This window comes from Mesorhizobium sp. M1A.F.Ca.ET.072.01.1.1 (assembly GCF_004023325.1).
Classification (GTDB): domain Bacteria; phylum Pseudomonadota; class Alphaproteobacteria; order Rhizobiales; family Rhizobiaceae; genus Mesorhizobium.
The window spans coordinates 1-4,431 of the sequence record NZ_RZSF01000440.1 but is presented as its reverse complement, the minus strand read 5'-3'; the positions used below and the strand labels follow the sequence as shown (position 1 = coordinate 4,431).

Here is a 4,431-nt window from a genome sequence, read left to right as displayed (position 1 = left end):
ATGTTAAGCCGATCTCAAGTCAATATGACCCTTCCGGTGCGGCGATCCCGGTCTTCAGCAATGTCAATGTAGGCGGGGCGAATTGGAATGTGTTTGAAGGCTCCAATGGCCAAAGGGTAATCTCGCTGGTGCGCACGTCGAAGACCGACAGCGGGACGGTGGATATCAAGGGTGTCCTGGATTGGCTCAAGTCTAAGGGTTACTTTGGCGACATAAATGTCGGCAGCATTCAATACGGTGTGGAGATTACCGGGTCTCCCGGTGGAGCGAACTTCAACTTCAAGAACTGCTCCGTGACTTCGACGTGAGACATATACGGGCCGCGGATCGCCTGAAAGGGATGTCGGCCAAGTATGTCGGCCGTCCCATCGCCTATACGAACGAAAAAGGACGTCCTGATCGAAGGCTATGACTGCCTGGCATCATGGATTGCCGTGACCGATGTCGATCGCCGTCAAAGGCCTTCAACTCGCTCGTGTGCGCAATTGCTGGCCAGGGGCGACTACCATGCGCCGGGCTTCATCAGCGTCTTTTTGGGGACGGGTGCAGTTCAGATCCAGGCATCGCACCCTGAGGTCGACCTGCCAGACACCGACCTCGTCAATTTGAACTTCAGGGACATACTTTTTGGGTGCGCCGACCGGAGCTGCTGGCGCGCCGCCCAGACAAGGACTTTGTCCATGTGTGGAAAAAACGTCGTGGTGCTTGACGATCATTCAGAACAAAGCAAAAACACTCATCGTAGCTTAGAGGCAGCGATCTCCATGCAAATTGCGAGCGACTCAGCCGAGCTGTTCCGGCACCTGAATGCAGACAAAGCTACGCTCTACCGCTGCATCATGGACGTCTTCGCCGCAGCGAAACGGCAATATCGCCTTCAATTGAGACCAGACGAGGTCCTCGCGGAAGCCCGATGGCCGAACGGATCGCCACGCATCGAGGAAATAAACGGCGCCCTCGCCCAGTTGGCGGAATGGGGCAATCTGGAATCGCACCCGGACACCGCGCGCGTGTCCAGTCTCAGCGATTTTTATCGCGCGCGGTTTCTCTACCGTCTGTCGCAGGGCGGCGAGGCGGTGGAATCGGCATTGGCGGTCTTCGTGCAGACGTTGCAGCGACGTGCCGAATTGCAGACGGTGGCGCTCGAAGACATAGCGAGCCAACTGCTGGCGCTTGAAGCTCTGGCCGCCGAACCCGAGCCGGACGTGGCCAAGATCCACGAGACGCTGCGGGATCTGGTACGCGTGTTCGAGGGTCTGGCCGAAAACGCTCAGGCATTCATGGCCGGCGTCGCCCGCAGCATCGAGTTGCAGCAAGCTGAGGCGAGCGCGGTCGCAAACTACAAGAAGCGGCTGATCGATTACCTGGAGCGCTTCATGGGCGATCTGGTGCGCCGCTCCGACACCATCGCCCGCCTCATCCTCGCCTTGGAGCCAAGGGTGGACGCCCTGTTGGGTCAGGTGGCAGAGCGCGAATCGCGCGACGCCGCTCCTGGCAGTGCGCAGGATCAGGCCAATGCGCAAGGCCTTTACCTGCAAGGCTGGCGGGAACGCTGGAAAGGACTGCGCGGCTGGTTTCTCAGCACTGGCCACGAGCTGCCGCAAGCCGAATTGCTGCGAGCGCGGGCGCGCTCGGCGATCCCGCAACTGCTGGTGGCGATTGCTGCCCTCAATGAGCGGCGCAGCGGCCGCAGCGATCGCTCGGCCGACTTCCGCATGCTCGCTGGCTGGTTCGCCGCTTGCACTAATGATGGCGAGGCGAACCGTCTCGCGCGCGCCGCCTTCGCGCTCAATCCGGCACGGCATTTCTCGCTGAACGCCGATGCTGACGATGCACTTCCGGCCAGTACCTCTTGGGCTGACGCCGAGCCGCTCAAAATCCATCCGCGCTTGCGCGAATACGGGGAGGCCGCGCCGCGCGGACCGTTGCCGCGGGTGCGCGACCGCGCCGAGGATCGCGCTTTCCTGGCGCTCCAGATCGCGGAGGAATCGCTGCAGGTCGAGGCGGCACGCAAGCGCCTCGCCACCGGCCAAACGGCGCGCCTTTCCGACTTGGGTGAACTCGACAATCCTTCCTTTGGCCTTTTCTTGGGGCTACTCGGAGAAGCGCTGAGCGAACAGGCCGGGCCGGAGATGGCCGTGGAACGGCAGACCGGAGACGGCTTGCTACACATTCACCTGAAGCCGCTTGCGGCCGACAGCTATGCCCGCATCGATACGCCGCGAGGCGTGTTCGCCGGGCGCGACCACATTATCACCATCACGCCCCTGCGAGGAGCCTTGTGAAAGCGGTTCGCGACAATCGTGGGGATGGCCGCAGCATCAGTCTGCAGCAGCAGCGTTTCCAGCGCGAGGAGTTTCGTGCCTGCCTGCGCGCGCTGCTGATGACGCCGTTGATGAGCCCGGCACATGAGGATTTCGCCGCCGTGCGCCGTCAGGCCGAAGCTTTGCGGGAATGGTTTTCGCGCGAGACGGGCTGGCCGCTGCAGGTCGAGCGCGAGGGCGCGCGCCTCTTCAAGTATCCCGGAACCGTGAGCGACGCCACGCGCGGCCTGCCCGGCTATGATCGTCGCCGCTACGTGCTACTGTGCCTTGCCTGCGCTGCGCTTGAGCGTGCCGACCCGCAAATCACGCTGCGCCTGCTGGGCGAGAGGCTGCTGGAGCTCGCCGCCGAGCCGGGGCTCGACTTCACCTTCACGCTCGAGGCCCAGCATGAGCGGCGCGAACTCGTATGGGTATGCCGCACCCTGCTGGGGCTGGGAGTGCTTCATCGTGTGGCCGGCGACGAGGAAACATTCGTACAAGCCCGAGGCGAGCAGGCCGATGCACTCTATGACGTGCAGCGCCGTATGCTCGCCGGTATGCTTGCAGCCGTGCGCGGCCCGTCGACGTGGATGCCGCAAGAGGCCCCGGCTACGCTCGAGGAACGGCTGCGTGCGCTGGTGGACGGGCATGTAGCGGACAGCGAGGAAGGCCGCCGCACGGCTCTGCGCCACCAGCTCGCGCGCCGACTTCTCGACGATCCGGTAGTCTATATCGAGACCTTGGATCCAGAAGTCCGAGCCTATTTCCTCAATCAGCGCGGAACCATGGCCGCCCGCCTCGGCGACGCCGCCGGCCTCGTTGCCGAGCAGCGCGCCGAGGGGCTGGCGCTGGTCGATGAGACGGGATTTTTGACCGACGTTGCCATGCCCGCCGAAGGCACGGACGCGCATGTGACGTTGCTTGTCGCCGAGCATCTGGCCGCAGGCCAACGGCAGCGAAAATCGAATGGCGCCGAGCTAGCGCCGGAACTCGTCCGGGGCTTCCGGGAACACGATATTGCCGATTTCCTGCGCGAAGCCAGAACACGCTACGGTCGCTACTGGCGCAAGTCGGCACGCGAGCCAGGCGCCGAACGCGAGCTCGCCGCCATCGCAATCGAACGACTGGAAAAGCTACAGCTCGCATTGTTGAAAGACGGCACCGTCTATCCGCTCCCTGCGCTCGCCCGCTTCGCGTTGGGCGAGGCGCAAATCCGCGAAACCCGCGACGTGCCGGCCGTTGCCGTCGGTCCCCTCTTCGGATTGACATGAACGACCGCCTTGTCCTGATCGCCGCGCAGCCGGGGAAGCCCGTTTTGCCGGTGCCGACACGGGAACGCTGGCAGCCCCTGCGCCTCGGCCTGGTGGAGCTGTTTCACTACGACAGCGAGGAATTCTGGTTCCGCGACGGCCATCTGCTGCTGCGCGGCAACAACGGCACCGGCAAGTCCAAAGTGCTGTCGCTGACGCTGCCGCTGCTTCTCGATGCGCAGCTCAAGCCCTCGCGCATCGAGCCCGACGGGGACGGTGGCAAGAAGATGGCCTGGAACCTGCTGATGAACAGCTACGACCGGCGCATCGGCTATGCGTGGATCGAGTTCGGCCGCATCGCCGAAGACGGTGCGCCGCGCTATCTGTCGCTCGGCGTCGGCCTGTCAGCGACGGCTGCCCGTCCGCAGGTCGACAGCTGGTTCTTCTTGATCGAGGACGCGGACGATGCGCCGCGCATCAGCCAGGATTTGTGGCTGACGAGCGCCCAACGGGTGGTGCTGACCAGGGAACGTCTGCGCGATGCCCTCGAAGGTCGGGGCCAGCTGTTCGACACCGCCGCCAGCTACCGCCGTGCCGTCGACGAGCGCCTTTTCCATCTGGGCACCAGGCGCTACGACGCGTTGATGGATACTCTGATCCAGCTTCGCCAGCCGCAACTCTCCAGAAAGCCCGACGAAACCGCCCTTTCGAACGCCTTGACCGAGGCTCTGCCGCCGCTCGCGCCCGAACTGCTCGGCGATGTCGCCGAGGCGCTGGGCCAGTTGGAGGAGGACCGCCGTCAGCTCGAGGAGTATCAAGCGCTGGCCAGGGCTGTCGGCCGCTTCGAAGAGCGCTATCGCGCCTATGCCGGCACGCAG

General features: G+C 64.0%; 2 protein-coding genes and 2 pseudogenes. All 4 read left to right on the top strand.

Going from position 1 to position 4,431, the window contains the following annotated elements; translation table 11 throughout:
• Positions 1 to 308: pseudogene (locus EOA32_RS33750) on the top strand (glycosyl hydrolase); the annotation flags it as partial.
• 126 nt (positions 309 to 434) lie between these two features.
• Positions 435 to 2,285, top strand: a complete 1,851-nt coding sequence (locus EOA32_RS33745; protein ID WP_245499484.1) for a TIGR02677 family protein — start codon at positions 435 to 437, stop codon at positions 2,283 to 2,285.
• Positions 2,282 to 3,574, top strand: coding sequence for a TIGR02678 family protein (locus tag EOA32_RS33740; RefSeq protein WP_210214873.1), 1,293 nt, complete (start codon positions 2,282 to 2,284; stop codon positions 3,572 to 3,574). Before EOA32_RS33745 ends, EOA32_RS33740 begins: the two co-directional genes overlap by 4 nt.
• Positions 3,571 to 4,431: pseudogene (locus tag EOA32_RS33735) on the top strand (TIGR02680 family protein); the annotation flags it as partial. The gene EOA32_RS33740 and the pseudogene EOA32_RS33735, both read left to right, overlap by 4 nt.